At 60.4% G+C, this 23928-nt stretch carries 23 protein-coding genes; 16 read left to right on the forward strand and 7 right to left on the reverse strand.

Features of this window, described 5'->3' with window-relative positions:
• Positions 1 to 77: 77 nt before the first annotated feature.
• From tig to NJ69_RS04760, 6 genes are all read left to right on the forward strand, one after another.
• Positions 78 to 1391, forward strand: a complete 1314-nt coding sequence (tig, locus tag NJ69_RS04735) for a trigger factor (protein ID WP_039576571.1) — start codon at positions 78 to 80, stop codon at positions 1389 to 1391.
• A gap of 90 nt (positions 1392 to 1481) precedes the next feature.
• The gene (clpP, locus tag NJ69_RS04740) at positions 1482 to 2123 is read left to right on the forward strand and encodes an ATP-dependent Clp endopeptidase proteolytic subunit ClpP (RefSeq protein WP_029613529.1); all 642 of its coding nucleotides are present in this window, start codon (positions 1482 to 1484) and stop codon (positions 2121 to 2123) included.
• A gap of 108 nt (positions 2124 to 2231) precedes the next feature.
• Positions 2232 to 3515 (forward strand): ATP-dependent Clp protease ATP-binding subunit ClpX, encoded by a 1284-nt coding sequence (gene clpX / locus NJ69_RS04745; protein WP_029613530.1) that lies wholly within the window; start codon positions 2232 to 2234, stop codon positions 3513 to 3515.
• Positions 3516 to 3669: 154 nt separating this feature from the next.
• Positions 3670 to 6066, forward strand: coding sequence for an endopeptidase La (lon, locus tag NJ69_RS04750; RefSeq protein ID WP_029613531.1), 2397 nt, complete (start codon positions 3670 to 3672; stop codon positions 6064 to 6066).
• Between the two features lie 148 nt (positions 6067 to 6214).
• Positions 6215 to 6487: an HU family DNA-binding protein gene (locus NJ69_RS04755; RefSeq protein WP_029613532.1), complete on the forward strand. Its 273-nt coding sequence runs from the start codon at positions 6215 to 6217 to the stop codon at positions 6485 to 6487.
• A 182-nt stretch (positions 6488 to 6669) separates the two neighbouring features.
• Positions 6670 to 8541, forward strand: coding sequence for a SurA N-terminal domain-containing protein (locus tag NJ69_RS04760; RefSeq protein WP_039576578.1), 1872 nt, complete (start codon positions 6670 to 6672; stop codon positions 8539 to 8541).
• A 119-nt stretch (positions 8542 to 8660) separates the two neighbouring features.
• Here NJ69_RS04760 and NJ69_RS04765 read toward each other — a convergent pair whose 3' ends face one another.
• Positions 8661 to 9698, reverse strand: a complete 1038-nt coding sequence (locus NJ69_RS04765) for a patatin-like phospholipase family protein (protein ID WP_039576581.1) — start codon at positions 9696 to 9698, stop codon at positions 8661 to 8663.
• A gap of 154 nt (positions 9699 to 9852) precedes the next feature.
• On the opposite strand from NJ69_RS04765, the gene NJ69_RS04770 reads away from it, so the two are divergent.
• From NJ69_RS04770 to NJ69_RS04780, 3 genes are all read left to right on the forward strand, one after another.
• The gene (locus NJ69_RS04770) at positions 9853 to 10131 is read left to right on the forward strand and encodes a hypothetical protein (RefSeq protein ID WP_029613534.1); all 279 of its coding nucleotides are present in this window, start codon (positions 9853 to 9855) and stop codon (positions 10129 to 10131) included.
• A gap of 15 nt (positions 10132 to 10146) precedes the next feature.
• On the forward strand, positions 10147 to 10914 hold the full coding sequence (locus tag NJ69_RS04775; protein ID WP_039576583.1) for a CHAD domain-containing protein: 768 nt from the start codon (positions 10147 to 10149) through the stop codon (positions 10912 to 10914).
• Positions 10915 to 11009: 95 nt separating this feature from the next.
• Positions 11010 to 11807, forward strand: a complete 798-nt coding sequence (locus tag NJ69_RS04780) for an acyl-CoA thioesterase (protein ID WP_039583098.1) — start codon at positions 11010 to 11012, stop codon at positions 11805 to 11807.
• A 10-nt stretch (positions 11808 to 11817) separates the two neighbouring features.
• Here NJ69_RS04780 and NJ69_RS04785 read toward each other — a convergent pair whose 3' ends face one another.
• From NJ69_RS04785 to NJ69_RS04795, 3 genes are all read right to left on the reverse strand, one after another.
• Positions 11818 to 12186 (reverse strand): Mpo1-like protein, encoded by a 369-nt coding sequence (locus tag NJ69_RS04785; protein WP_039576585.1) that lies wholly within the window; start codon positions 12184 to 12186, stop codon positions 11818 to 11820.
• Positions 12187 to 12261: 75 nt separating this feature from the next.
• The gene (locus NJ69_RS04790) at positions 12262 to 13740 is read right to left on the reverse strand and encodes a methyl-accepting chemotaxis protein (RefSeq protein WP_039576587.1); all 1479 of its coding nucleotides are present in this window, start codon (positions 13738 to 13740) and stop codon (positions 12262 to 12264) included.
• 87 nt (positions 13741 to 13827) lie between these two features.
• Entirely contained in the window at positions 13828 to 14625 is a 798-nt protein-coding gene (locus NJ69_RS04795) for a TatD family hydrolase (RefSeq protein WP_029613538.1), read from the reverse strand.
• 127 nt (positions 14626 to 14752) lie between these two features.
• Between NJ69_RS04795 and NJ69_RS04800 the strand changes: the two genes are divergently transcribed.
• The 4 genes from NJ69_RS04800 to greB all read left to right on the forward strand — a co-directional run bounded on the left by NJ69_RS04800 (position 14753) and on the right by greB (position 17798).
• Positions 14753 to 16162, forward strand: a complete 1410-nt coding sequence (locus NJ69_RS04800) for a transglycosylase SLT domain-containing protein (protein ID WP_039576589.1) — start codon at positions 14753 to 14755, stop codon at positions 16160 to 16162.
• A 104-nt stretch (positions 16163 to 16266) separates the two neighbouring features.
• Positions 16267 to 16701 carry a DoxX family protein gene (locus tag NJ69_RS04805; RefSeq protein WP_039576591.1) on the forward strand — a complete coding sequence of 145 codons (435 nt, stop codon included), beginning with the start codon at positions 16267 to 16269 and terminating at the stop codon, positions 16699 to 16701.
• Positions 16702 to 16914: 213 nt separating this feature from the next.
• Entirely contained in the window at positions 16915 to 17223 is a 309-nt protein-coding gene (locus tag NJ69_RS22305) for a hypothetical protein (protein WP_080754716.1), read from the forward strand.
• Positions 17224 to 17321: 98 nt separating this feature from the next.
• On the forward strand, positions 17322 to 17798 hold the full coding sequence (gene greB / locus NJ69_RS04815; protein WP_039576595.1) for a transcription elongation factor GreB: 477 nt from the start codon (positions 17322 to 17324) through the stop codon (positions 17796 to 17798).
• A gap of 21 nt (positions 17799 to 17819) precedes the next feature.
• Here the strand turns inward: greB and NJ69_RS04820 are convergent, their stop codons facing one another.
• Both NJ69_RS04820 and NJ69_RS04825 read right to left on the reverse strand, forming a co-directional pair.
• Positions 17820 to 20327 carry an ABC transporter permease gene (locus tag NJ69_RS04820; RefSeq protein ID WP_039576597.1) on the reverse strand — a complete coding sequence of 836 codons (2508 nt, stop codon included), beginning with the start codon at positions 20325 to 20327 and terminating at the stop codon, positions 17820 to 17822.
• Positions 20324 to 21010, reverse strand: coding sequence for an ABC transporter ATP-binding protein (locus NJ69_RS04825; protein WP_029613541.1), 687 nt, complete (start codon positions 21008 to 21010; stop codon positions 20324 to 20326). The genes NJ69_RS04820 and NJ69_RS04825 overlap by 4 nt, the downstream gene beginning before the upstream one ends.
• Before the next feature lie 10 nt (positions 21011 to 21020).
• Here NJ69_RS04825 and NJ69_RS04830 point away from each other — a divergent pair, with 10 nt between their 5' ends.
• The 3 genes from NJ69_RS04830 to NJ69_RS04840 all read left to right on the forward strand — a co-directional run bounded on the left by NJ69_RS04830 (position 21021) and on the right by NJ69_RS04840 (position 23054).
• The gene (locus NJ69_RS04830; RefSeq protein WP_039576599.1) at positions 21021 to 21626 is read left to right on the forward strand and encodes an arylesterase; all 606 of its coding nucleotides are present in this window, start codon (positions 21021 to 21023) and stop codon (positions 21624 to 21626) included.
• 58 nt (positions 21627 to 21684) lie between these two features.
• Entirely contained in the window at positions 21685 to 21966 is a 282-nt protein-coding gene (locus NJ69_RS04835; RefSeq protein WP_039576600.1) for a hypothetical protein, read from the forward strand.
• A 110-nt stretch (positions 21967 to 22076) separates the two neighbouring features.
• The gene (locus tag NJ69_RS04840; protein ID WP_039576602.1) at positions 22077 to 23054 is read left to right on the forward strand and encodes a L,D-transpeptidase family protein; all 978 of its coding nucleotides are present in this window, start codon (positions 22077 to 22079) and stop codon (positions 23052 to 23054) included.
• Between the two features lie 131 nt (positions 23055 to 23185).
• Here NJ69_RS04840 and oprI read toward each other — a convergent pair whose 3' ends face one another.
• Positions 23186 to 23437: an outer membrane lipoprotei OprI gene (oprI, locus tag NJ69_RS04845; RefSeq protein ID WP_003259780.1), complete on the reverse strand. Its 252-nt coding sequence runs from the start codon at positions 23435 to 23437 to the stop codon at positions 23186 to 23188.
• Positions 23438 to 23928: the final 491 nt, after the last annotated feature.

The following is a 23928-nucleotide window of genomic DNA, read 5'->3' on the forward strand; positions in this document are numbered from 1 at the left end:
CTGAATCACTAGAATATTCGCCCTTGATTCTGGAGTCGGGCTATCGCCGGCTAACGTCTGTGCAACGAGGAATATCCATGCAAGTTTCTGTTGAAAACACTTCCGCTCTCGAGCGCCGCATGACCATCGCCGTTCCGGCCGAGCGCGTCGAGAACGAAGTCAACAAGCGTCTGCAACAGACTGCCCGTCGTGCCAAGGTCCCGGGCTTCCGTCCAGGCAAGGTTCCGATGAGCGTTATTCGTCAGCGTTACGAAGACGCGGCCCGTCAGGAAGCCTTCGGTGACCTGGTGCAGGCCTCCTTCTACGAAGCCGTGGTCGAGCAGAAACTCAACCCTGCGGGTTCGCCGGCCGTCGAGCCGAAGTCGTTCGAAAAAGGCAAGGATCTCGAGTTCGTTGCCATCTTCGAAGTATTCCCTGAGTTCACCGTCGCCGGTTTCGAATCGATCAACGTCGAGCGCCTGAGCGCCGAAGTAGCGGATGCCGATCTGGACACCATGCTCGAAGTGCTGCGCAAGCAAAACGTGCGTTTCGAAGCGGTAGAGCGCGCGGCCGAGAAAGACGATCAGGTCAACATCGACTTCGTCGGTAAGATCGATGGCGAAGCCTTCGCGGGCGGCTCGGCCCAGAACACCCCGTTGGTATTGGGCTCCGGGCGCATGATTCCGGGCTTCGAAGATGGCCTGGTCGGCGCCAAAGCCGGCGAAGAGCGCGTGGTCAACGTGACCTTCCCAGAGGATTATCAGAACCTGGACCTGGCCAACAAGGCCGCCGAGTTCACCATCACCGTGAACAGCGTTTCTGCGCCGGTACTGCCTGAGTTGAACGAAGCGTTCTTCGCCCAGTTCGGTATCAAGGAATCGTCCCTGGAAGGTTTCCGCACCGAAGTTCGCAAGAACATGGAGCGCGAACTGCGCCAGGCCATCAAGACCAAGGTCAAGAATCAGGTCATGGATGGTCTGCTGGCCGCCAACCCGGTCGACGTACCGAAGGCGCTGCTGGAAAATGAAGTCAATCGTCTGCGCGTCCAGGCTGTTCAGCAGTTCGGCGGCAACATCAAGCCTGATCAACTGCCAGCCGAGCTGTTCGAAGAGCAAGCCAAGCGTCGCGTGGTGCTGGGCCTGATCGTTGCCGAGGTGGTCAAGCAGTTCGACCTCAAGCCGGACGACGCCAAGGTTCGCGAGATGATCGAGGAGATGGCGTCCGCTTACCAGGAGCCTGAACAGGTCATCGCTTGGTACTACAAGAATGACCAGCAAATGAACGAAGTGCGTTCGGTTGTGCTGGAAGAGCAAGTTGTAGATACTGTCCTGCAGAAAGCGACTGTGACCGACAAGTCGGTCTCGTACGAAGAGGCTGTCAAGCCAGCACAGGCTCCTGCCGAAGCTGAGTGATTTGCTACTTTGTAGGAAACCCCACAAGCCAGCCTTCGGGCTGGCTTGTGCGTTATTAAAGCCATGACTATTTGGGAGTGAGTGCAGGACATGTCCCGCAATTCTTATATTCAGCAGAGCTCTGACATCCAGGCCGCAGGCGGTCTGGTCCCGATGGTTATCGAGCAGTCCGCCCGTGGCGAACGTGCCTACGACATCTACTCGCGCCTGTTGAAGGAGCGTGTGATCTTCCTGGTCGGGCCTGTAGAAGACTACATGGCCAACCTGGTCGTGGCGCAGCTGCTGTTCCTTGAGGCGGAAAACCCCGACAAGGATATCCATCTCTACATCAACTCGCCGGGCGGTTCGGTGACCGCTGGCATGTCGATCTACGACACCATGCAGTTCATCAAGCCCGACGTTTCCACCATCTGCATCGGCCAGGCCTGCAGCATGGGTGCGTTCCTGCTGGCTGCAGGTGCCGCGGGCAAGCGTCATTGCCTGCCCAACTCGCGAGTGATGATTCACCAGCCGCTGGGCGGCTTCCAGGGCCAGGCGACCGATATCGAGATCCATGCCCAGGAAATCCTCAGCATCAAAGCACGCTTGAACGAGCTGTTGGCTTTCCACACCGGCCAAGATCTGGAAACCATCAAGCGCGATACCGAGCGCGACAACTTCATGAGCGCCTCGCGCGCGGCCGAGTACGGTTTGGTCGACTCGGTCTACGACAAGCGGCAACTGGTGTCCTGAGCCCAGGCGCCAGAGCGGGCGGGCGCCCAAGGCGCCTGCCTGCGGACTTGAAAAAGCCCGCAATTGCCTTCATCTTGTGTTGCAAGCCTACCGGATTGGATCGATCGAATGACTGACACCCGTAACGGCGAGGACAACGGCAAATTGCTCTATTGCTCCTTCTGCGGCAAAAGCCAGCACGAAGTGCGCAAATTGATTGCCGGGCCCTCGGTATTTATCTGCGACGAGTGCGTCGACCTGTGCAATGACATCATCCGCGAGGAGGTGCAGGAAGCCCAGGCCGAAAGCAGCGCGCACAAATTGCCTTCGCCGAAAGAAATCAGCGGCATTCTTGACCAGTATGTGATTGGTCAGGAACGTGCCAAGAAGGTGCTCGCCGTAGCGGTGTACAACCACTACAAGCGCCTCAATCAGCGTGACAAGAAAGGCGACGAAGTCGAGCTGGGCAAGAGCAACATCCTGCTGATCGGGCCGACTGGCTCGGGTAAGACCCTGCTCGCCGAAACCCTCGCTCGCCTGCTGAACGTACCCTTCACCATCGCTGACGCCACCACCCTGACCGAAGCCGGTTATGTCGGTGAGGACGTCGAGAACATCATTCAGAAACTGCTGCAGAAGTGCGACTACGATGTGGACAAGGCCCAGATGGGTATCGTCTACATCGACGAGATCGACAAGATTTCGCGCAAGTCGGACAACCCGTCCATCACCCGTGACGTTTCGGGCGAGGGCGTGCAGCAGGCGCTTTTGAAGCTGATCGAAGGCACCGTCGCCTCCGTACCGCCGCAGGGCGGTCGCAAGCACCCGCAGCAGGAGTTCCTGCAGGTCGATACCCGCAACATCCTGTTCATTTGCGGCGGGGCATTCTCGGGCCTGGAGAAGGTCATCCAGAATCGCTCCACCAAGGGCGGCATCGGCTTTAGCGCACAAGTGCGCAGCCAGCAGGAAGGCAAGAAGGTGGGTGAGTCGCTGCGCGAGGTCGAGCCGGACGATTTGGTCAAGTTCGGCCTGATCCCTGAGTTCGTGGGTCGTCTGCCGGTATTGGCGACGCTCGACGAACTGGATGAGGCTGCACTGATGCAGATCCTCACCGAGCCGAAGAACGCCTTGACCAAGCAGTACGCCAAGCTGTTCGAGATGGAAAGCGTGGATCTGGAGTTCCGCAGCGACGCGCTCAAGGCAGTTGCCCGCAAGGCGCTGGAGCGCAAGACTGGTGCGCGCGGTCTACGTTCGATCCTCGAAGGCGTTCTGCTCGACACCATGTACGAGATTCCTTCGCAGAAGGAAGTCAGCAAGGTGGTCATCGACGAGAGTGTCATCGAAGGTACCTCGCAGCCGCTGCTCATCTACGAGAACAGTGAGCCGCAAGCCAAAGCCGCACCTGACGCCTGAGTCGGACGCGGCGTGAGTGAAGTCTGAAGGGGCCTACGGGCCCTTTCTGCTTTTCTGGCGCCAGCGCTTGTATTTTTGCCTACCTACCCCCACATTAGCCCCAAGCACTATTTCCACCGGTTTCCGGCCGACAGGCCGCTGTAGAGGCGAAATCATGAAGACCACTCTCGACTTGCCTCTTTTGCCATTGCGCGATGTCGTCGTTTATCCGCATATGGTTATCCCGCTGTTCGTGGGACGCGAGAAGTCCATCGAAGCACTTGAGGCTGCGATGATGGGTGAAAAGCAGATTCTCCTGCTCGCCCAGAAAAACCCAGCCGATGACGACCCGGGTGAAGATGCCCTGTACCGTGTCGGCACGGTCGCTACTGTCCTGCAATTGCTCAAACTGCCCGATGGCACCGTCAAGGTGCTGGTCGAGGGTGAGCAGCGGGGTGCGGTCGAACGCTTCAGCGAGGTCGATGGGCATATTCGTGCCGAGGTCAGCCTGATCGACGAAGTCGAGACGGCGGAGCGTGAGTCTGAAGTCTTCGTACGTACGCTGCTATCGCAGTTCGAGCAGTACGTGCAGTTGGGCAAGAAAGTGCCGGCAGAAGTGTTGTCGTCGCTCAACAGCATCGAAGAGCCTGGACGCCTGGTCGATACCATGGCGGCCCACATGGCATTGAAGATCGAGCAGAAGCAGGAAATCCTCGAGATCATCGAGTTGTCGGCGCGTGTCGAGCATGTACTGGCGCTGCTGGATGCCGAAATCGACCTGTTGCAGGTCGAAAAGCGTATTCGCGGCCGGGTCAAAAAACAGATGGAGCGCAGTCAGCGCGAGTACTACTTGAATGAGCAGATGAAAGCCATTCAGAAGGAGCTTGGCGACGGCGATGAAGGTCACAATGAAATCGAGGAGCTGAAGAAGCGCATCGATGCTGCGGGTCTTCCCAAAGATGCATTCTCCAAGGCTCAAGCCGAGCTGAACAAGCTCAAGCAGATGTCCCCGATGTCTGCCGAGGCCACCGTTGTGCGCTCATACCTCGACTGGCTGGTCCAGGTGCCGTGGAAAGCCCAGAGCAAAGTGCGGCTGGACCTGACCAAGGCCGAAGAGATTCTGGACGCCGACCACTACGGTCTGGAAGAGGTCAAGGAGCGCATTCTCGAATACCTCGCTGTGCAGAAGCGGGTGAAGAAAATTCGCGGACCGGTGCTGTGCCTGGTCGGCCCGCCTGGGGTGGGCAAAACCTCGCTGGCTGAGTCGATCGCCGCTGCCACCAACCGCAAGTTCGTGCGCATGGCGCTGGGTGGCGTACGTGACGAAGCTGAGATTCGCGGACACCGCCGCACCTATATTGGCTCGATGCCGGGTCGTCTGATTCAGAAAATGACCAAGGTGGGCGTGCGCAACCCACTGTTCCTGCTCGACGAAATCGACAAAATGGGCAGCGACATGCGCGGCGATCCTGCTTCCGCGCTGCTCGAAGTGCTCGACCCCGAGCAGAACCACAATTTCAACGATCACTATCTGGAAGTCGATTACGATCTCTCGGATGTGATGTTCCTGTGCACCTCGAACTCAATGAACATCCCGCCGGCGCTGCTCGACCGGATGGAAATCATCCGTCTGCCCGGCTACACCGAGGACGAGAAGATCAACATCGCGGTCAAGTACCTGGTGCCCAAGCAGGTCAAGGCCAATGGTTTGAAGAAGGACGAACTTGAGGTCGATGTTTCGGCGATCCGCGACATCATCCGCTACTACACCCGCGAAGCCGGGGTGCGCGGTCTGGAGCGTCAAATCGCCAAGGTGTGCCGCAAGGTGGTCAAGGAGCACACTGGCCTGAAGCAGGTGAAAGTCAAGGTCACAGGCGATCAACTGGAGCATCTGCTCGGTGTGCGCAAGTTCCGCTACGGCCTGGCCGAAACCCAGGATCAGATCGGCCAGGTCACCGGCCTTGCCTGGACTCAGGTCGGTGGCGAGTTGCTGACCATCGAGGCTGTGGTCATTCCGGGCAAAGGCCAACTGATCAAGACCGGCTCGCTTGGCGATGTCATGGTCGAGTCGATCACCGCCGCGCAGACCGTGGTTCGCAGCCGTGCACGCAGCCTCGGCATCGCTGCCGATTTTCACGAGAAGCACGATGTGCACATTCACATGCCCGAGGGCGCTACGCCCAAGGACGGTCCTAGTGCCGGTATCGGCATGTGCACCGCGTTGGTTTCGGCGCTGACCCAGATTCCAGTGCGTGCCGATGTCGCCATGACTGGCGAGATCACCTTGCGTGGGCAGGTGCTGGCCATCGGTGGATTGAAGGAAAAACTGCTGGCGGCGCATCGCGGCGGGATCAAGACCGTGATCATTCCCGAAGAGAATGTGCGCGATCTCAAGGAGATTCCGGAAAATATCAAACAGGATCTGCAGATCAAACCGGTTAAATGGATTGACGAGGTCCTGCAAATTGCGCTGCAATACGCCCCGGAACCCTTGCCAGATGTGGCTCCGGAGATTGTCGCGAAAGAAGAGAAGCGCGACAGCGATGCCAAGGAAAGAATGAGCACGCACTAGTTCGTATCTCATTGGGGGGTTGATCGACACGCTTTCGTCGCCTCGCGCTGAAGCGCAGCGCCAGTGTCACCGAGCCACCCAATGATCGTTTCATGCGGTTTATTACATACTTAGAAACATACTCATTAGAGAGATAAGGGGACTTAGAGTGAACAAGTCGGAACTGATTGACGCTGTTGCTGCTTCTGCTGATATCCCGAAAGCTGTTGCTGGCCGTGCTCTGGACGCAGTAATCGAGTCCGTGACCAATGCTCTGAAAGAAGGTGACAGTGTGGTCCTGGTTGGCTTCGGCACCTTCGCTGTCAAAGAGCGCGCCGAGCGCACTGGCCGCAACCCGCAAACCGGTAAGCCGATCAAGATCGCTGCTGCCAAGACGCCAGGCTTCAAAGCTGGCAAAGGCCTGAAAGACGCCGTCAACTAAGTCGTCTCTTCAGCCGGATCCGGCCAAGTCGGTTCCGAGCACGTCGCGGCGGGGGCCGCAAACGTTCCCGCCGCCACGTTTGCTAAGAAAAGGCGCATCCTCGGATGCGCCTTTCTTTTATCAGGATTCTACCCACTCTCCGCGGTTGTCGATGCAGTGGTACGACCGTTTTTGGGGGACGCATGCTGCAGAATATCAGGGACAATTCACAGGGTTGGATTGCCAAGACCATCATCGGTCTCATCGTTGTGCTTATGGCACTTACCGGTTTTGAGGCCATCTTCCAGGCTGCCAGTCATAGCCAGGACGCTGCCAAGATCAACGGTCAAACCATCAGTCAGGCCGAACTGAGCCAGGCAGTGGACATGGGCCGCCGTCAAATCATGCAACGGATGGGCAAGGACTTCGACCCGGCAAGGCTGGACGAAAAAGTGCTGCGCGAGGCTGCACTGAAGCAGCTGATAGACCGCAAGCTGTTGCTGCAGGGTGCCGAGGATGCCAAGTTCGCCTTCCCGGAAACCGCGCTGGATCAGCTTATCCTGCAGATGCCACAGTTCCAGGTTGCTGGCGCCTTCAGTGCCGAGCGTTTCGACGGCGAAATTCGTCAGTTGGGCTATAACCGGATGCAGTTCCGCGAGGCGCTCAGCCAGGACATGCTGATCAATCAACTGCGTAACGGCATAGGCGGTAGCAGCTTCGTGACAGATCAGCAGGTCGATGCCTTCGCTCGTCTGGAAAATCAGACCCGCGACATCGCCACCATGACCTTCAAGGCCAACCCGGCAGCGGTGCAGGTGAGCGATGCAGAGATCAAGGCTCACTATGATCAGCACGCAAAGGAATTCATGACGCCCGATCAGGTGGTCATCGATTACATCGAGCTGAAGAAAGCAGCCTTCTTCGACCAAGTATCGGTCAGCGACGATCAACTCCAGGCTGAATACCAGAAGGAAATCGCTAATCTTGCCGAGCAGCGCGATGCTGCGCATATTCTGATCGAAGTCAACGATAAGACTGACGACGCTCAGGCCAAGGCTCGAATCGAAGAGATCCAACAACGCCTGGCTAAAGGTGAAGATTTCGCCAAGCTAGCCAAGGAGTTCTCTCAGGATCCAGGGTCTGCTGCCAATGGTGGCGATCTGGGGCTGGCCGGCCCCGGTGTGTACGACCCAGCATTCGAAGCGGCGCTGTACAAGCTGAACAAAGATCAGGTATCCGCTCCGGTTCGTACCGAATACGGCTATCACCTGATCAAGCTGCTCGGCATTGAGGCGCCTCAGGTTCCGACCTTTGCCAGCCTCAAGGACAAGCTGACCCACGAGCTGAAAACTCAGCAGGTGGAGCAGAAGTTCGTCGAAGTCACCAAGCAGTTGGAGGACTCTGCCTTCGAAGCCTCGGACCTCGCCCAGCCTGCGCAGGAACTGGGCCTGAAAGTGCATACCTCGGCGCCGTTCGGTCGTGAGGGTGGGGAAGGTATCACTGCCAATCGCGCAGTCATCCAGGCAGCCTTCAGCGAAGAAGTGCTGAATGAAGGCGCCAATAGCAATGGCTTGGAGCTCGATCCGGAAACCGTGGTGGTCGTACGGGTCAAAGAGCACCGCAAACCTGAACAACTGGCCTTGGAAGCGGTGTCGTCCACCATCCGTGAGCATCTGGCCAAGGAGAAAGCCACTGCAGAGCTCAAGGTCAAGGCCGACAAGCTGATCGCCGGGCTGCGCGACGGCTCCATTGTGCCGGGCACCGCGCAGGAGGGTCAGCAATGGAAGGTGCTCGAGGCGGTGACTCGCGACCAGGAAGGCGTAGATCCTACCGAGTTGCAGGCGGCCTTCCGCATGGCCAAGCCTGAGTCCAAGGACAAGTCCGTCTACGCCAGCGTGGTGCTCAAGGATGGCAGCCTTGCGGTGTTGCAACTCAAGGGCGTCAACGAGGGTGCAGCAGCGTCCGAACTGGAGAAGCAGCAAATTCGTCAATACCTGGCCTCGCGCACGGGGCAGGCAGACTTCGCGGCTTATCTGAAACACCTGGAAGACACGGCAGACATCACTCGCTACTGAGGGACGCCTTGCTATTGAAACAGGCCGCTTTAGCGGCCTGTTTCATTTCAATACGCACACGTGTTCGCAGCGCCCTACCGGCAGATCAGCCATTGTGCGGGCCGTTGAGCAACGCTCGTTCAGCGTTTCTGTGCTTCGTGCCCGTCGAGTGTATCGCGCGCGATTTCCCGCCCCAGCGCGATGAGTTCGGGCGCCTTGTAGAACTCGAAAAAACGGCATACCCGCTTGGGCACGTTGATCAGCACGTCTGGTGGATAACCTGCAATCTTGTACTGGGCTAATGAGGTTTGCATGACCTCGAAGCTTTGGTTGATCAGATCGAGTAGGGAAGCAGGTCCGACGTTGTCGATGATGAACGACCCGGTCGCCGACTTGGGCGCCCCTTCACGCTCTGGCGCTGCGGCCGGCTGTCCCTGTTGGTCGGTCGGGTCGCTCAACCATGGGTTGCTCTGGCTCATGCGCTCGGCGACGATTTCCTGCTCGATGCGCATCAACTGCTCCGCAGGCTTGCGCCTGAATGGCATGCGCGAACCCAGCGAACTGATCACTGATTCGAAACGCATCCGAAAAGCCGCCGGGCGTTCGACGACCGGCAACTGATACTGTTTCTGATTGGTAGCGTTGAGGTTGACCGCGATGATCAGGTCGCAGTGACTGGAAACCACAGGCACGATCGGCAGTGGGTTCAAGATGCCGCCATCGACCAGCATGCGATTGCCCTGCATCACTGGGGTGAATAGGCTGGGGATCGCTGCGGACGCACGCATGGCCTGATGCAGGCATCCCTCCTGAAACCAGATTTCCTGCTGGTTTGTCAGATCGGCTGCCACAGCAGTGTAGGGGATACGAAGTTGCTCAATATTCATTTCCCCCACGATCTTGCGGATTTGTCCGAATACCTTGTCACCGCGGATGGCCCCCAGGCGAAAGCTCACGTCGACCAGGCGCAGCACATCCAGATAGTCGAGGCTCTCGATCCAGCGCCGATACTCATCGAGTTTGCCAGCAGCGTAGATACCGCCCACCACTGCGCCCATCGAGCAGCCGGCGATACAGGCGATCTCATAGCCGCGGCGTTCGATTTCCTCGATCACACCAATGTGCGCGTACCCTCGGGCGCCGCCCGAGCCAAGTACCAATGCGACACGTTTGCTCATAGTTTTCCCCGCGAGAGTCGGCAATGATCGCCACAATGCACGCTTTGGCGCTCGGGCTTCAATGGTGCTGTGCGCTATGTCAGGCGCGACGGGCACTTTTCACCGTGCCGACCGTCGAAACAGCGACTGTTGTCCCTTCTTGAGGTATCACCCGATGAAAGCGTGGATCTTCGTTCCCTTGATGGCGCTGGCGGTAGCCGGTTGTGCAGGCAAAACGGCTTACCGCGACAGTTGCGCGACGCAACTCGATGCCGCCTGGAAAGAGCTCGATCTAGCCAAGGCCGAGGGGTTCGCCGGCACCGTCAGCTACTCCAAGGCGCTGTCCCTTCTGACTGGAGCCAAAACCCAGCAGCAGTTCGAAGCGTTCGAAGGGTGCAGCACCAAAGCCGAGCGTGCGCGCTTCTACATCCGTGAGTCCCGTGCCGGTCGATGACCGAGGAGAGTGGAAATGTCCGCGATGATGGATCATGTGGTTGCCCAGGTGCTGGCCCTGCACGTCCGTCTGCTCGCTTGTCGCGAGCGCCTGGCTGCTGATACCGACAGCGAGGCGCTGCATGACCTGCGCACCATTCTGCGACGCCTGCGCAGCCTGCTGCGGCCCCTGCGTGGCCTGCCTGGGATCGAGCAGCTAGAAGACGCGGCACGGTCCCTGGGCACGTTGACCACGCCCTTGCGAGACCGCGAAGTGCTTGCTGCGCAGTTGATCGCCAGTGGCCACGCCGAGGCTGGCCAGCGGCGACTGCAGGGCAGGGCGGCCACCTTTGCCAGCGTTGCTGCCAGCGCACAATTGAGGCGTGTCCTAGCTATTCTCGATACGTTCCCGTTGTTCCTGCGCGCCGCCGATCGCGAAGGTTTGGCCCACGAACTGCGTACCCGGGTCGATAAGCGGCTAGGCAAGCAATGGCGCAAACTCCAGGCCGGCATTGACGACCCGGCGCATGATCGTCATCGCCTGCGTCTGTTGATCAAGCGGGTGCGCTACGGCGATGAGGCTTATCCGCAGTTGCGCCATGCGAAGAAGCCGCTGCAGCGCCTGCTCAAGCAGGCACAGGCGGATCTTGGCGACTGGCATGATCGTCTCCAGTGGCTGCTGCAGGTACGTGAGCATGCCGATCTGGCGCCCTGCGCCGAAATGTGGAAGCTGCAGTTGCAGCAAGCCGAGCGTCATTGCGATGTCACGCTCAAGTCGCTGCGCAAGGCGCTGTCACACCGATAGTCCCTGTAAATGACCGATATGTAGGCTGTCACCGATCTGTGCGCTGGATACTCTGCAGCCTGGTTGCACTACGAACGAACAGGGCTGTGAGCGCCATGAATCTAGATGAACTGCTGGTTGCCGTGCGTAACCACCCCGAGAACCTGAGCATTCCAGCCAGTTGGGGCCAAGGCCGCGCGTGTTTTGGTGGTCTGATGGCGGCTCTGGTGCATGAAACGATGTGTTTGAAAGTCGGCGGTGACAGACCGGTACGGTCGCTGGCCATCACGTTCGTGGGCCCTGCGGTGCCCGAGATGCCGATTCGCTTCGACGCCGAGGTGCTGCGAGAGGGCAAGGCCGTGACCACCGTCCTGGGCAGGGCCGTTCAGGCGGGTCAGATGGTGACGTTAGTGCAAGGCAGTTTCGGTGAAAGCCGTGCGTCTGAGGTGCAGGTGGGGGCCGGCTCGGCGACGCCTATCAAGCCTCTCGCAGAAGCGACGCCAGAGTTACCCTACATCGCTGGCGTCACTCCGGCGTTCATGCGCCACGTTTCGTTGCGTTGGGCACTGGGTGGTCTGCCATTCAGCGGTAATGACTCACGAGAAATGGGCGGCTGGGTGCGCTTGCGCGATGTGGCGAAGGCGCCTCTGAGCGTCGGACACCTGTTGGCGCTGGTAGACGCCTGGCCGCCCAGCGTGCTGCCAATACTGAGCAAGCCGGCTGCCGGTAGCACGTTGTCATGGACCATTGAATTCGTTCAGCCCATACCCGAGGTCAGCACTTCGGATTGGTGCCAGTACCGAGTCGAGACTGAGCATGCCAAAGACGGCTATGGCCACGCTGCCGCCAGGTTATCCTCGGCTGACGGCAGGTTACTTGCACTGAGTCGTCAAACGGTGACCGTCTTCGCCTGAACGGGCCACGTCAGCGCCGGAGTCTGTGGCGCTCACGCCAGGCGCGCAACCATCCACCTGAAAGCACAAAGCGCGGAAAGGTCACGAACTGTTCGGTCAGCAGACGTCTGAAAGCATCGCTTCGATCGCTGAACGGTTCGGGCTGCTCAGCCTCCAGTCGATGACCCTGACGTTGCATGCCAAGCGCTGCGATCAGCGCAAGAGCGCCCACCGCCAATTGAGTGAGGTCCATCGCGAACAGGCCCGAAAGCAGCAGTAGAAACGCCAGGATGAACAAAGGGACGGCGATCAAGTGCAGCACCAGATTGGCCGGATGGCGGTGGTGATGATGATAGCCGCGCCATTGCCAGGCGGGCAGGTTGGGTAGACGCTTGCTCATGGACATCTCCTCTCGGTCATGTCCAAAGCTTAGTGCGGCCCCTGGATCGGGGCCAATCGATGCCCTTTATGGGGGCTATAGCTTGAGCTGGCCGATGGCTTTGTTCAGCTCGCCGGCCAGCGTTGCCAGCTCGTTGCTGGTGGTAGCCGAACCCACGGTCTGCTGTACGGTTTGCTCGGTGACGTCGCGGATGCTGACCACCGCCCGGTTCATCTCTTCGGCCACTTGACTCTGCTGCTCTGCAGCCACCGCGATTTGGGTGTTGCTTTCGCGCATTTGAGCCACTGCCTGGGTGATCTCGGCGAGGGCGTCACCCGCTTCACGTGCCTGCTGCACGCAATCGTCGGCTTTGAAGGAACTCTCCTGCATGAAGTCCACTGCATCGCGGGTCCCATCCTGCAGTGCTGAGACCATGGTGGTGATCTCGTCTGTGGAACTTTGTACCCGCTTGGCCAGGTTGCGCACCTCATCGGCGACCACCGCGAAGCCCCGACCCAGGTCGCCCGCCCGCGCTGCTTCGATAGCCGCGTTGAGTGCCAGCAGGTTGGTCTGTTCGGCAATGCTGTGGATCACGCTGACCACGCTGTTGATCTTCTGGCTGTCGTCGGCCAGTTGGCGAATCATCTCGGCAGTCTGCTGTACGCCGCTGGACAGGCCAGAGATGGAGTCCTGGACGCGGGTCACCACTGCCTGTCCACTGCCGGCAAGGGTATCGGCGCTCTGCGATAAATCGCGAGTAGCGCCTGCATGCTGGGCAATGTGGTGGACCGTGGCGGACATCTCGTTGATGGCGGTGGCAGCCTGGTCGGTCTCGCTCTGTTGGCCGATCATGCCGTGGCGCACTTCGTTCATGCTGGTCGCCAAGCGTGCGGCACCTGCGTCGAGCTGTGCGGCCGTTCGCGCCACGGTGCTCACCACGCGGTGGTAAGTGGTCTGCATGGCATTGAAGGCACCGGCCATCTGGCCCACCTCGTCGCCGCAGGCCAGCGGCACCCGGGCCGACAGGTCGCCGGTGCGTTCGACGTGCAGCATCACGTCCTTGAGCATGTTGAGTTGGCTCAGCAGAAAGCGGATGAGCAATTGCGAGGCGCAGAGCATCGCCAGCATGAGGATCAGCACGCACAGCGCATATTGGGTGAAGCGGTCAAAAAATACCTGGCGCAGGCTGGGTGACTGCGCCAGCACGGCAATGTGCTGGTCGCCCAGGCGTAGTACCTGGGCGCCGCGCAGGGGATCGGTGCCGAGCAACCAGGCTGCCGGTAGATCGACCCAGCCTTGCGCCTCGCGCAGTGACTCGAGGGACTGCCCTGCGAACGTAGGGGTTTGGCCGGTTTGCCAAGTGATGATCTGAGCCAGGTGAGGAATGGGCTGGTTGGCGGGCCATCTGGCCAGCACCTCAGCTTGAGCCAGGGCCTGCGCGTGTGCCGCCTCGGCACGGGCCTGTTGCTCGAGATTGACGGCGTAAAGTACCAGCAGCAAGGTCGTGACAAAGGCCACCGCATTGACGGCCCAAAACTTGTATTTCAAGGAAATATTGCTAAGCCAGGCACCCATGGAAGGTCTTCTCTGAGTTGAGCGGAAACATTATTGGCAAGGTGCCATCATTGTGCGCGCTCGATGAGTCGACTGTCATGATGTGCATCAAGGGAGTTTGAAGAAAGCCTTTGCCGTCGCCGTCGTGTGTTCAGCGCACTGCTCGACGCTCTCGTTACGGTGCATGGCAACCTCGCGCAGTACGTAGGGTAGGTAGGCGGGTTCGTTGCGTCCACTTTTGGGCTTGGGGCGCAGGCTACGTGGGAGAAGATAGGGCGCGTCGGTTTCCAGCATCAGTCGGCCCTGGGCAATGTCGCCGACCAGCGGATGCAAATGCGTACCACGGCGTTCGTCGCAGATCCAACCTGTGATGCCGATGTGCAGGTCCATGTCCAGATAGGCGAACAAGGCGTCGCGTTCTCCGGTAAAGCAATGCACCACTGCAGCGCTCAGATGGTCGCGGTAGTCCTTGAGAATGGCTAACAGACGTTGACTGGCGTCACGTTCGTGCAGAAACACCGGCAACTGCAGTTCAGCTGCCAGCGCTAACTGCGCGTGCAGGGCACTTTCCTGCAGGGGACGAGGAGAGAAGTCGCGGTTGAAATCCAATCCGCATTCACCCACCGCTCGCACGCGTGGCGCTTTCAGCAGTTCGCGCAGACGGCGCTCGCTTTCTCCACTCCAGGTGCTGGCCTCATGGGGGTGGACGCCGGCCGTGGCGAATAGGCACTGACCCTGCGCATCGAGTTGCTGACACAGCTCAAGTGCTTGCTCGCTCACGTCCAGGTTGGTGCCGGTAACCACCAGCTGCGCCACGCCGGCCTCACGGGCGCGTTCGATGATTGCCGCTTCATGCTGATGGAAGCTGCTGTTGGTCAGATTGACGCCGATATCGATCAGTTGCATGGTGCTGTCTCATGCTGCGGGACGGCCACGATAGCAAAGTCCGCCATTTCGCGGGAAAACCAAGAACTTCGCACAAGATTGGTGGTCTTTTGCCATCATCTCTTGACCGTTCCCGGATGCACTTCCCATGCTGCGATTGTTGCTGACGACTCTGCTGTTGCTCGGCCTGCTCAACGTGGTGCCTGCCTTCGCGCGTGAAGCCGGTCCGGTGCAGCACGCGCCAGCTTCTCAGGTCCGTGACCTGCCGCAGATCCGCGCCAGCAAGGTGCTGAGGGTGCTGGTCAATCAGAGCCGTAACAGCTCAGGTGAGGTCAAGGGTGAGCCGGTCGGCGTCGAGTACTACCGCTTGCGAGCACTGGAGCATGCACTCAACGCACGGATGGATGAAGGACAGCGAATAACCTTCAAGGTCGTTCCCAGAGCCAAGGAGCAGCTCATTGGCGCATTGCGTCGCGGCGAAGGCGATTTGGCAGCGCCTGGTGAGTTGCTCGATGCGGCGCTGGTACATGAAGTGGGCGTCAGTGCACCCGTGGTCGATCAGGTAGCACTCGTGCTGGTCGGGCGCAAAGGTGATCGGTCTTTCAGTCGGATCGAACAGTTGTCTGGACGCACGATTGCGTTGACCACAGCCAGTGCGGCGGGACCTGTGATCGAGCAGATCAATCAGCAACTGGCGCTGCGCAAGCGTGCGCCAGTGAGGATCGAGTGGGTAGACCCGACCCTGGCGGTGGAGGATGTGCTGGAAATGGTTCAGGCCGGCATCTATCACCTGACTGTGGTAGAGCGTCCCATTGCCCAACGTTGGGGGCGTGTGATGTCCAAACTGCGGCTAGACACGCGCTTGCACCTTGGCCAGCCACAGGCCATGCGTTGGTATGTGCGCAAGGATGCCACGCAGTTGCTCAGCAGCATCGACCGCTTTCTGGCGAGCTATCGTGCCCCAGATAACCAGGATGCCGCGTTTGAGCGAATCTATCGACGTCAGTACCGCGTCCATGATCCACTGGCTCGGCAAGATCGCCGGCGCTTGGTATCGGTGCGTGCGATATTGCAGAAGCATGCGGCCGAGCAACAGATCGATTGGCTCAACCTGGCCGCCCTGGCCTTCAAGGAGTCGAGCCTTGACCCCAAGGCGCGTGGCGTGGGTGGTGCTCACGGCCTGATGCAAATCACTCCCTCTGCTGCTCAGCGAGTGGGCGTGAGCGATACCTCGACGGTCGATGGCAATGTTCAGGCGAGCGCGCGCTATCTGGCCATGATTCGTCGCAAGTTCTTTTCCAGCCCCCAACTCAATGAGCGTGAGCGCATGGCCTTTGTACTCGCGGCTTACAACCTTGGTCCCGAGCGGGTTCAGGCCATGCGGGCGCAGGCGCGTCGGCGCGGGCTGAACGCCAATCAGTGGTTCTTTCAGACTGAGCGAATCGCGATGGAGCAGGTGGGGATGGGAACAGTCAACTTCGTCAATAGCGTCAACAAGTACTTCCTGGCATTCAACCGTGAGCGATCAGGACTTGAACAGGGGATAGGGCGACAATAGGTTCTAATTAATCGATAGGTTGGTTCGGTTTTTTGCGGTTTTCGTATCTTTAAAATCGATTAATATGGCGCTCATTCCCCACATCCGTTCAAGGAAACTGCAAGATGAGCCCTACCATCAAAGCCCTCCTTTCCACCCGCGCCGGTTTTGGCGTCAGCTTGTTGCGTGTTCTGATTGGTTTCATACTCATGGCGCACGGCGCACAAAAGCTCTTCGGTTGGTTCGGCGGCTACGGCCTTGAGGGGACCGGCCAGTGGATGGAAAGCATCGGACTGGCACCTGGTTATCTGATGGCCATGCTTTCCGGCAGTGCCGAGTTCTTCGGCGGGCTGGGTTTACTGCTCGGGCTGCTGGCGCGTCCCGCGGCGCTGGTGCTGAGTGCAACGTTGGTGGTGGCAATTTTCACTGTGCACATTAGCAACGGCTTGTTTATGGCCAACAATGGCTATGAGTTCGCGCTTGCGTTGATGGCCGGCACCCTCGCCATTCTCTCAGAAGGCGCCGGTCGGGTGTCGTTGGATCGCCTGATAGCCCGCTGACATATGCCTGCAAACCGTTAACGGCAAACTGCAAGTGAGCAGCCACTTGCAGCTTGCCATCAGACGCTCTAGGATAACGCTTGCGCCGATTTAAACAGCTACTTGCGGGGCGCAGGAAAGGTCTGCAAGGCCATCCGAAATACCGCTAAAGCGCTGGTTCGGTGACGCCTCCCACCGCTGCCCAGCGGGATCTGCGAGGCGGAGAGATACTCCATGAGTTGCCCACGTACCAGCGTCTGCTTGACTCCACTGCCAGCCGATCAGGCCGCACGCACGCCTCGCATCCTTTTAGGTGGTCAGCACCAACCCACACTGCTGCGCAATCTCGATGGATTTTCCCGCCGCAAGGGTCAAGCCCGCGCCTTCCTCATCCAGTTCGCCGAAAACGCCTGCGACCTTGCCCGGTACGCCAGTGACCGCTTTGATCTGGCAGTCATCCAGGCACCGACGGGCGAACAGGCTGGCGAAATCATCGGTCACCTTACCCGCATTGCCCGCCAGGGATTGATTACGCGCAGCTGATTCTCTGGTAGATGTCGTGCGCTGTGTTTTTTGGTTAAGCTCCCAGCCCCGCCAGGCCGATGTCGCCTGCGCAGGTAGTCGTGAGGAGAGCGAGCGGTTTGAGCACCAATATCATCACCATCGAAGGCCATGAGGCGCTCAAGAAGGAGCTGGATCATTTGTGGCGCGTCTACCGTCCGGAGATCACGCAGAAGGTAACGTGGGCGGCGTCTTTGGGCGATCGCAGCGAGAACGCTGATTATCAGTACAACAAGAAGCTGCTGCGCGAGATCGATCGTCGGGTCCGCTATCTGCGCAAACGTCTCGAGGACGTCAAAGTGGTGAGTTATTCGCCACAACAGGAGGGGCGCGTGTTCTTTGGCGCCTGGGTCGAGATCGAGAATGACGAGGGGCAGACCCTGGCGTTTCGTATCGTCGGCTACGACGAGATCCATGGCCGCAACGACTATATTTCCATCGATTCGCCCATGGCCCGTGCTTTGCTTAAAAAGGAGGAGGGCGACGAGGTGCGAGTGCATACCCCAACCGGCGATGCGACCTGGTACATCAATCGCATCCACTATGGCGCGACCTGAGCACGCCATGGCGGATGGTGGTCAGGTGTCTCGCAACACGCTCAAGGGTGATGCATTGAGCGCACGCCGGGTGCCGAAGACGCCGGCTGCGCCCACCAGCAGTGCGCCGATCAGTGGCAGCACCAGTAGCCACGGATGCGGTGCCCATTGCAGGTTAAAGGCGTAGCGGTACAGCCCCCAACTGATCAGCTCGCAGCCCAGTGCTGCCAATACACCGCTGGCCGCGCCGAGCAGGCCGAACTCGATGCGCCGGGCCTTGACCAGCAGGGCGCGTCCGGCACCGAGTGCGCGCAGCAGGGCGCCTTGGCGAATGCGCTCGTCCAGAGTGGCCTGTAATCCAGCGAGCAGTCCCGTCACACCCGCCGCCAATACGAACAGCAGTACGTACTCTACAGCCAGGGTGACCTGGGCCAGGATGCTGCGCAGTTGCCCCAGCAGTGCATCGACCTGCAGCAGGGTCACGGCCGGGAAGGCGCGTGACAGTGCGACCACTTCAGCATCGTGGCCTGGCGCGAGGTAGAAGCTGGTCAGGTAGGTGGCTGGCAGTCCTAGCAGCGTACCCGGCTGGAAGATCATGTAGAAATTGGGCTGGAAGCTGTCCCAATGTACGGTCCGCAGGCTGGTGACCTGTGCCTGACGCTGCTCGCCCCCGATATCGAAGGTCAACAGGTCGTTAAGTTTCAGGCCCAGGCTGGCAGCCAGATCGGCTTCGACCGACACGCCGGGAGGCCTGTTATCGGGGGGGGATGATTGCCACCAAGTGCCGTCGACTATGGCATTGCCCTGGGGCAGATTGGCGGCCCAAGTCAAGCTCAGATCACGCTGTACGGCCCGCTCCCCAGCAGAGTCTTTGCTCACCCGTTGCTGGACCGATTGCCCGTTGATCTGCGTGAGCCGGCCTGGCATGACGGGATACAACGGGGCGGACGTGGCGTTGAGTTCGCGTAACCGCTGGGTAAACGGCTCGCGGTCGTCCGGCAGAATGTTGAGGGCGAAGTGATTGGGCGCGTCTTCGGGCAACTGGGCCTGCCAGTTGTCGAGGAGCTCCGCGCGCAGCAGTGCGATCAGCGCCATGGCCAGCAGTATCAGGCCGAAGGCGAGTGCCTGTCCGGCGGCGGCCAGCGGGTGACGCAGCAGTTGACCCAGGCCCAGTCGCCAGGCAAGCGGGGCGGCGGACAGCATTCGCCTCAGGCTGCGCAGGGCCAGCAGCAAAAGGCCGGCGAGCAGGGTTGCGGCCACGATCCCGCCGCCGAGCAGGGCGAATGTCAGGATCAGGTCGAGGCTCAGCCGCCACATGATCAGCCCCAGAGCAAACAGTGCGGCGCCGTACACCAGCCAACTGCTGGGCGGGGTGGGTAGCAGGTCGCGGCGAAGGACGCGCAGAGGCGGGACCCGTCCCAGCGCGGCCAAAGGTGGCAGAGCGAAGCCGGCCAGCGCGACCAGTCCGGTGCCGATGCCGGCCAGCGCCGGCGCAAGATTGCCGGAAGGGACCGCACTGGGCAGTAGCCCTTGCAGCAACGCGAACAGCCCAAGTTGTGCCAGCCAGCCCACCCAGGCACCGCTCAGCGATGCGACCAGGCCCAGCACGGTCAACTGCAGTGAAAAAAGGCCCAGTGCCTGGTGGCGTGACAAGCCCAGGCAGCGAAGTAGGGCGCTGGCATCGAGACGGCGAGCGGCGTAGCGGCTGGCTGACAGCGCCACTGCCACGCCGGCCAACAACACCGCCACCAGGCTGGCCATGTTCAAGTAACGCTCGGCGCGACCAAGAGCGCCACCGATCTGACGATTGCCATCACGGGTATCGAGCAATCGCTGGTTGGCGGCTAACTGCTGCTCGATTGCCTGGCGATAGCTTTCCAGCGCTTGGGGCTCGCCGCGCCAGAGGTCGCGATAGGTAACCCGGCTGCCCGGTTGGATCACTCCAGTGGCCTCCAGATCGGCCATGTTCATCAGCACGCGCGGGGTAAGGCTGTAGAAATTGCCGGCACGATCCGGCTCGTACGTGAGCACACGGGTCATGCGCAGGGGTTTCATGCCCACGTCGATGCTATCGCCGAGTGACAGCCCGAGCGCCGTCAACAGGCGCGCTTCTACCCACGCCTCACCCGGCGCAGGGCTAGCTCCTGGGCTTTCGCTGCCGTAGGGCGTGGCTGCGCTGCGCAGCTCCCCGCGCAAGGGGTAGGCCGAGTCGACTGCCTTGATGCTGGAGAGCTGGATGCCCGCGTCGGCGGCCACCACACTGCTGAACTCAACCACGCGGGCGTGCTGAAGACCGCGTGATGTGCCCGCGTCGAGTTGCTCGATTCGGATGGGGGAGGAGCCTTGCAGCACCAGGTCGGCTGCCAGGAATTCGCTGGCCCGCAGTTGCATGGCGCTGTTGAGGCGAGCGCCGAAGTAAGCGATGGCGGTGCTGGCTGCTACTGCCACCAGCACCGCCAAGAACAGCACTCGCACTTCGCTCGCGCGAGCATCGCGCAGCAGTTGGCGCAGGGCCAGCGTGCACAAATGCTTGACCGACAGGCGCGTCATTGAGGCGCCTGCGGCGCGACGAGGCGACCGGCCTCGAGGTGGATCAAGCGGCGGCACCGCTTGGCCAGGCGCTCGTCATGGGTCACCAGGACCAGGGTGGTATCACGCTCGCGGTTCAGCTCGAACAGCAGATCACTGATGCGCTCGCCGGTCTGGCTGTCGAGGTTTCCGGTAGGCTCGTCAGCGAACAGTACCGCCGGATGTGCAGCAAAAGCCCGTGCAATCGCCACCCGTTGCTGTTCACCGCCGGACAGTTGCCGAGGTGTGTGACTCATTCGATGGCCCAGGCCGACCCGATCGAGCAAGGCGCGCGCTTGTTCGCGTGCGTCGCGGCGACCGTCGAGCTCCAGGGGTAGCATCACGTTTTCCAGGGCGTTGAGGCTGTCCAGAAGCTGAAATGACTGGAACACGAAGCCGACATGCTCGGCGCGCACCTGGGCGCACTGGTCCTCGTCCAGTGCGCCCAGGTCGTGGCCGGCCAGCAGTACATTGCCCCCGCTGGGCCGATCAAGACCGGCGAGCAATCCGAGCAGGGTCGACTTGCCGGAGCCGGACGCGCCAACGATCGCCAGGCTGTCCCCTTGGCTGAGATCCAGCGACAGGGGGTGGAGGATGGTAAGGTCGCCTTCCGCGCTGGAGACCACTTTGCTAAGGTTCTGCGCAACGAGAATGCTGGGGCTCATGGAGAATCCAATGCGAATGTGGTGGTTGAGCGCCGGTCTGGCCCTGTGCGGCCTGGCTCAAGGCGCGGCGGCGGGGACGGTGCTGATTGTCGGCGATAGTATCAGCGCAGGTTTTGGCCTGGATACCCGCCAGGGCTGGGTCACGCTGCTGCAGCAGCGCCTGCATGACGAGGGATTCGCTGATCAAGTGGTCAACGCGTCGATCAGTGGTGACACCAGTGCCGGGGGGCAGGCGCGGCTACCGGCGCTGCTTGCGGCGCACAAGCCGGATCTGGTGGTGCTCGAGTTGGGCGGTAACGACGGGCTGCGGGGACAGCCGCCACAGCAATTGCAACAAAATCTTGCATCAATGATCGATCGCTCGCGGGCCGCGGGTGCCAAGGTGGTATTGCTGGGCATGCGTCTGCCACCCAATTATGGTGTTCGCTATACCTCCGCATTCGCTCAGGTCTATGAGCAGTTGGCTAGCGACAAGAAGGTGCCCTTGGTGCCGTTTTTCCTCGAGGGCGTCGGTGGCGTCCCGGCGTTGATGCAGGCCGACGGTATCCACCCGGCCGAAGGCGCCCAGCAGCGCCTGCTGGACAATGCATGGCCGACGATAAAACCCATGCTCTGACGCTTTCAACGGGGAACGCTTTCGGCTAATGTTGCGCCCCCCGTTTCGAGTGCCCCCGATGCCCCGCCCCGCCTGGTCCCTGTACGCCTATCAACTGATCGAGCCCGACGAGCAATTGGATCTGTTCGCGTGTCAGGAGGTGCGTGTTCATCTCGCCGCGCGTCAACTCGAACTGGGTGCTCCAGCCGACCGCACCTTGTGTGGCGGATTGCTGCCAGCGCAGCCGCGCTGGTCTTCGGTGCAGCGTACGGTCTATCGCGATGAGCGCCTTTGCCCTTTGTGCCGCGCAATCCTCGATGCCCAGCGGCGGGGCACCCGGCCGGTGTGGCCCGAGCTCTGAGCACGCCTTTCATCATTTGTCATTCTTGCGTACCCGGCCGATGCCTCCCCCTCGGCAACAGCCGAGTGTACAATCGAACCTCTTGAACCCTCTGTCGAAGGATTTACCGGATGCTGCCGCGCTTTACCGCCGTCACCCGTTGCCTGTCCCTGGCTGCCCTGCTGATGACCGGTCCCGCCGTCGCGCTGGAGCTGCCACTGCCACCGCCCGGAGAAGATGTCGTCGGCCAGGTGCGCACGATCAAGGCCAAGTACGAGGACACCTTCGCCGACATCGGCACCGCCAACGACCTGGGCTACCTGGAAATGATCGCGGCCAACCCCGGCGTCGATCCCTGGCTGCCGGGTGCCGGTACAGAGATCATCCTGCCGACGCGCTATATCCTGCCCCCGGGGCCGCGCGAGGGGATCGTCATCAATCTGGCCGAGTACCGCCTTTATTACTACCCTAAAGGGCAGAATGTGGTGTACACCTTCCCGCTGGGTATCGGTCGTGAGGGCTGGGGCTCGCCAGTGGCCAATACCAAGATTACCGCCAAGACGCCCAACCCTACCTGGACCCCGCCGGCCTCCATCCGTGCCGAGCACGCCGCTGACGGGGATATCTTGCCCGCCGTAGTGCCGGCCGGCCCCGACAACCCACTGGGGCCCTTCAAATTCACCCTAGGCCTGCCGGGCTATCTGATTCATGGGTCGAACAAGAAGTTCGGCATCGGTATGCGCACCAGTCATGGCTGCTTCCGCATGCTCAACAACAATGTGGTCTCGCTCTCGGAGATGGTCCCTGTGGGCACGCCGGTGCGCATCATCAACGAACCCTACAAGTTCGGCGTGAGCGGCGGTAAGGTGTACCTGGAGGCGCATACGCCCTTGGACGAGCAGGGCAATCCTTCGGTCGTGGACAAGCACACGGCTGTCATCAATGCATTGCTCAAGCGCGAAGATCTCGCCAACAATCTGCGCATGAACTGGGACATGGTGCGCGACGTGGTCGCCGCCGAAGATGGTATCCCTGTCGAGATCGCTGTACCCGGCACTGGCCAGGGTGGCACCTCGATGGTCTCTGAAATTCCGCCCGAGATTCAGTAGCCGTAGCGATGTCTAGCCAGGCCCGCCTCATGGCGGGCTTTCTTCATCCTGAGCTTCTGTGTCGGCGGATGGACGCGCATAAAAAAGCCGACCCACGAATGGGTCGGCTTCTCAATAATCCGTGAGGACTATTACTTGCGGCTGGCTTTGTCCAGCATACGCAGAGCGCGCTCGTTGGCTTCGTCAGCGGTCTGCTGAGCCTTCTGAGCGGCGGCCAGAGCGTCGTCAGCCTTACGATAGGCTTCGTCAGCACGGGCTTGAGCGCGAGCAGCTGCGTCTTCGGTCGCAGTCAGACGAGCTTCGGTTTCTTTGGATACGCTGCTGCAACCGGTAGCCAGAACTGCGGCCAGAGCCAGAGCAGAGAATTTCAGAACGTTGTTCATCGTGTTCCCCTTCAAGGACTTTCTATTAAATAGCCATCTCTCGGAAAAGAGAAACTGGCCGGCGTACATACTACCCATTACTTGTAGTAAGTAAACTGACTGAGCGCAAGAAGCGTAAAAAAAATGTTGCCAGAAGCCCCGTATGGCAAGCCTTGCGATGAAGTTGACGCTGCTGATCCATCCGCCTCTCAGCGCTGCCCCAAGAAACTTTTCGTTGAACTAAGGGTGACTTGCACGGTCATGCAGCGTCTCAGGTACTAGAGCATCCGGCTGGCAGTTTGGTATTGATCGATGCCCGTCAGGCGATCCTTCTGCGCGCCATTGTTAGTCTGCACGGCTTGAGCAACGGCGCCTTGTCCGCCTACTATCTACCGCATCAGCGACCGCGAACGATTGCCAATGCGTAGTGGTCGAAGTGGCATTGGGTGGCGTCGAGCGCGCTCCGCCGGATAAATCATCGTTCAAGGCCAAGGTCTGCCATAAGGCCTGCG

Source organism: Pseudomonas parafulva, assembly GCF_000800255.1.
Lineage (GTDB): Bacteria > Pseudomonadota > Gammaproteobacteria > Pseudomonadales > Pseudomonadaceae > Aquipseudomonas > Aquipseudomonas boreofloridensis.

Bases quoted from the DNA above. Each gene is read 5' to 3' on its own strand.
- tig (WP_039576571.1), top strand. From the start codon at position 78: ATGCAAGTTTCTGTTGAAAACACTTCCGCTCTCGAGCGCCGCATGACC.
- clpP (WP_029613529.1), top strand. From the start codon at position 1,482: ATGTCCCGCAATTCTTATATTCAGCAGAGCTCTGACATCCAGGCCGCA.
- clpX (WP_029613530.1), top strand. From the start codon at position 2,232: ATGACTGACACCCGTAACGGCGAGGACAACGGCAAATTGCTCTATTGC.
- lon (WP_029613531.1), top strand. From the start codon at position 3,670: ATGAAGACCACTCTCGACTTGCCTCTTTTGCCATTGCGCGATGTCGTC.
- NJ69_RS04760 (WP_039576578.1), top strand. From the start codon at position 6,670: ATGCTGCAGAATATCAGGGACAATTCACAGGGTTGGATTGCCAAGACC.
- NJ69_RS04765 (WP_039576581.1), bottom strand. From the start codon at position 9,698: ATGAGCAAACGTGTCGCATTGGTACTTGGCTCGGGCGGCGCCCGAGGG.
- NJ69_RS04770 (WP_029613534.1), top strand. From the start codon at position 9,853: ATGAAAGCGTGGATCTTCGTTCCCTTGATGGCGCTGGCGGTAGCCGGT.
- NJ69_RS04775 (WP_039576583.1), top strand. From the start codon at position 10,147: ATGTCCGCGATGATGGATCATGTGGTTGCCCAGGTGCTGGCCCTGCAC.
- NJ69_RS04780 (WP_039583098.1), top strand. From the start codon at position 11,010: ATGAATCTAGATGAACTGCTGGTTGCCGTGCGTAACCACCCCGAGAAC.
- NJ69_RS04785 (WP_039576585.1), bottom strand. From the start codon at position 12,186: ATGAGCAAGCGTCTACCCAACCTGCCCGCCTGGCAATGGCGCGGCTAT.
- NJ69_RS04790 (WP_039576587.1), bottom strand. From the start codon at position 13,740: ATGGGTGCCTGGCTTAGCAATATTTCCTTGAAATACAAGTTTTGGGCC.
- NJ69_RS04795 (WP_029613538.1), bottom strand. From the start codon at position 14,625: ATGCAACTGATCGATATCGGCGTCAATCTGACCAACAGCAGCTTCCAT.
- NJ69_RS04800 (WP_039576589.1), top strand. From the start codon at position 14,753: ATGCTGCGATTGTTGCTGACGACTCTGCTGTTGCTCGGCCTGCTCAAC.
- NJ69_RS04805 (WP_039576591.1), top strand. From the start codon at position 16,267: ATGAGCCCTACCATCAAAGCCCTCCTTTCCACCCGCGCCGGTTTTGGC.
- NJ69_RS22305 (WP_080754716.1), top strand. From the start codon at position 16,915: ATGAGTTGCCCACGTACCAGCGTCTGCTTGACTCCACTGCCAGCCGAT.
- NJ69_RS04820 (WP_039576597.1), bottom strand. From the start codon at position 20,327: ATGACGCGCCTGTCGGTCAAGCATTTGTGCACGCTGGCCCTGCGCCAA.
- NJ69_RS04825 (WP_029613541.1), bottom strand. From the start codon at position 21,010: ATGAGCCCCAGCATTCTCGTTGCGCAGAACCTTAGCAAAGTGGTCTCC.
- NJ69_RS04830 (WP_039576599.1), top strand. From the start codon at position 21,021: ATGCGAATGTGGTGGTTGAGCGCCGGTCTGGCCCTGTGCGGCCTGGCT.
- NJ69_RS04835 (WP_039576600.1), top strand. From the start codon at position 21,685: ATGCCCCGCCCCGCCTGGTCCCTGTACGCCTATCAACTGATCGAGCCC.
- NJ69_RS04840 (WP_039576602.1), top strand. From the start codon at position 22,077: ATGCTGCCGCGCTTTACCGCCGTCACCCGTTGCCTGTCCCTGGCTGCC.
- oprI (WP_003259780.1), bottom strand. From the start codon at position 23,437: ATGAACAACGTTCTGAAATTCTCTGCTCTGGCTCTGGCCGCAGTTCTG.